1 protein-coding gene is annotated in these 2,451 nt (G+C 73.4%); it reads right to left on the bottom strand.

The genetic code is table 11. The annotated features are described in order from the left end of the window. The coding region (locus ABZZ79_RS39665; protein WP_356697548.1) for a type I polyketide synthase at positions 1–2,451 on the bottom strand (2,451 nt) is incomplete at both ends.

Raw genomic sequence — 2,451 nt, 5'->3', positions numbered from 1 at the left:
GGGGTCGACGGTTTCGGGTGTGGTGTGTCCGAGGACGGCTGCGACGTGGGTTTGGACGAGTTCGATGGTGATGCGTTCGCGGTCTTGTTCGGTGGTGGTGGCGAGTTGGCGGGCGAGTGATCCGGTGCCGGGTGTGGTGTGGTCGGTGGGGCGGGCGGGGGTGCGGACGAGTCCGCGCAGGAGTGCGGGCAGCATCCCGGCACGGGCCTGCGCCCGCAGCGCCGCCGTGTTCAGACGTACGGGAACCAGTGCAGCGGAGTCGAGCTGGTGCGCCCCGTCGTACAGAGCCAGGCCCTGCTCGGCGGAGAGCGCGCCCACACCCATGCGCTCGAGGCGGGCGAGCTCCGCCGTGTCCAGGCCGGCGCCCATGCCGCCGGCTTCGCCCCACAGGCCCCAGGCGAGGGAGGTGGCGGGCAGGCCCTCGGCCCGGCGGCGGATCGCCAGGGCGTCGAGGGTGGCGTTGGCGGCGGCGTAGTTGCCCTGGCCGGGGCTGCCGATGAGGGCGGCGACGGAGGAGAAGAGGACGAAGGAGGACAGGTCGAGGTCGGCGGTGAGTTCGTCGAGGTGGAGGGCGGCGTCGACCTTGGGTGCGAGGACTCGTTCGACGTGGGCGGGGGTGAGGGTTTCGATGGTGGCGTCGTCGAGGAGTCCGGCGGCGTGGACGACGGCGGTGAGCGGACGCTCCAGGGAGCCGATGATCCGTGCCAGTGCGTCCCGGTCGCTGACGTCGCAGGCGGCGACGTCGACCTGGGCGCCGAGCCCGGTGAGTTCCGCGACGAGTTCGGTGACACCTTCGGCGGTGGTGCCGCGGCGGCTCACCAGCAGGAGGTGTCTGGCTCCGTACGCCTCCACGTAGTGCTTCGCGAACAGTGCGCCGAGACCACCCGTACCACCGGTGATCAGGACCGTGCCCTGCGGGTCCAGGGACCGGGTCACCGCACCGGCGGCCGGGGCCTGCGCCCGGCCGAGACGCGGTACGCGGACCTCCTCGCCACGGACGGCGAGCTGAGGCTCGTCCAGGCCCGCGAGCGCGGACCAGTCCACGGCCGCCGCGTCCACGGCGTTCTCGACGTCCACGAGCAGGAACCGGTCGGGGTGTTCCGACTGGGCGCTGCGCACCAGGCCCCACACCGGTGCCTGCGCCAGCTCCGGGACCTCGGCGGCGGTCACGGCGACGGCCTTCCGGGTGGCGACGACAAGGCGGGCTCCGGCGAGTGCGTCGGTCGCCAGCCACTCCTGGAGCAGGGCGAGGGTCCGCTCGGTGACCTCCCGGACCGTGGCGTCGGCGGAGTCCACCACCGAGACCACCAACTCCGGTACCCGCTGCCCGGCAGCCACCGCGGCGCCGAGCGCCACCAGATCCCCGTACTCCCCGCCGAGGACCACGACCCGGGCGCCCGAGCCGGACTGCGGGGCCGGTACGGCCGTCCAGTCGACGCGGTACAGCGGGGCCGCTCCCGAGCGGCGCAGGTTGTCCAGGTTCGCGGGGTCGACCTCACGGAAGGCCAGCGTCTCCACCCGGCCCACACCGAGGACGTCCACGCTCAGGGCGGAGTCGCCGCCAGAGGCGATCCGGACCCGGACCTGCTGCCCGGCCGTCCCGGTCAAGCTCACACCCGACCAGGAGAAGGGCAGCCGGGCCGTGGAGCCCGGACCCCGGTCGAGCCAGGACAGCCCGCCGTGCAGGGAGGCGTCGAAGAGGGCGGGGTGCAGGGCGAAGCCGTCCGCGGAGGTCGCGTCGGGCAGTGCCACCTCGGCGAAGACGGCGTCATCGCCGCGCCAGGCGGCTCGCACGCCCTGGAAGGCCGGGCCGTAGTCGAACCCGAGCTCCGTTAGACGGCCGTACAGATCGTCCACGGAGACGGGCTCCGTCTCGGCGGGCGGCCACTCGGTGGGCTGCCAGGCGGGCTCCGCCTGCGCGTCAGCCGGAACGAGAGTGCCACGGCCGTGGCACACGGCCTCCTGCTCCTCGTCCTCGCCCGACTCGGGGCGGGTGTAGAGGGCAACCTCACGGCGGCCCTCCGCGTCCGGCGTGCCGAGGGTGACCTGGAGGTGCACGGCGCTCTCGTCCAGGATCAGCGGCGCCTCCATCACCAGTTCCTCGAGTACGGGGCTGTCGGCATGCGTGCCCGCGGCCACGGCGAGCTCGACGAAGGCGGTGCCGGGCACGATGACCATGCCCAGGACGCCGTGGTCCTGTACCCACGGAGCCGACTCCCGCGAGATGCGGCCGGTGAACAGCCATTCGTCGCGGTCGCCGACCTTGACGGCGGCGGCGAGCAGCGGGTGCCCGAGCTGCCCCAGACCGGCCGCAGTGAGGTCTCCGGCCTCGCTGTCCGGCGAGAGCCAGTAGTGCTCGTGCTGGAAGGCGTAGGTGGGGAGGTCGATGTGGCGGGCGCCGGTGTCGGCGTAGTAGGTGTGCCAGTCGATGGGGATGCCGGCGGTGTGGGT

Source organism: Streptomyces sp. NPDC006458, from assembly GCF_040612135.1.
Classification (GTDB): domain Bacteria; phylum Actinomycetota; class Actinomycetes; order Streptomycetales; family Streptomycetaceae; genus Streptomyces.
This window is presented reverse-complemented; position numbering and strand designations above follow the sequence as displayed.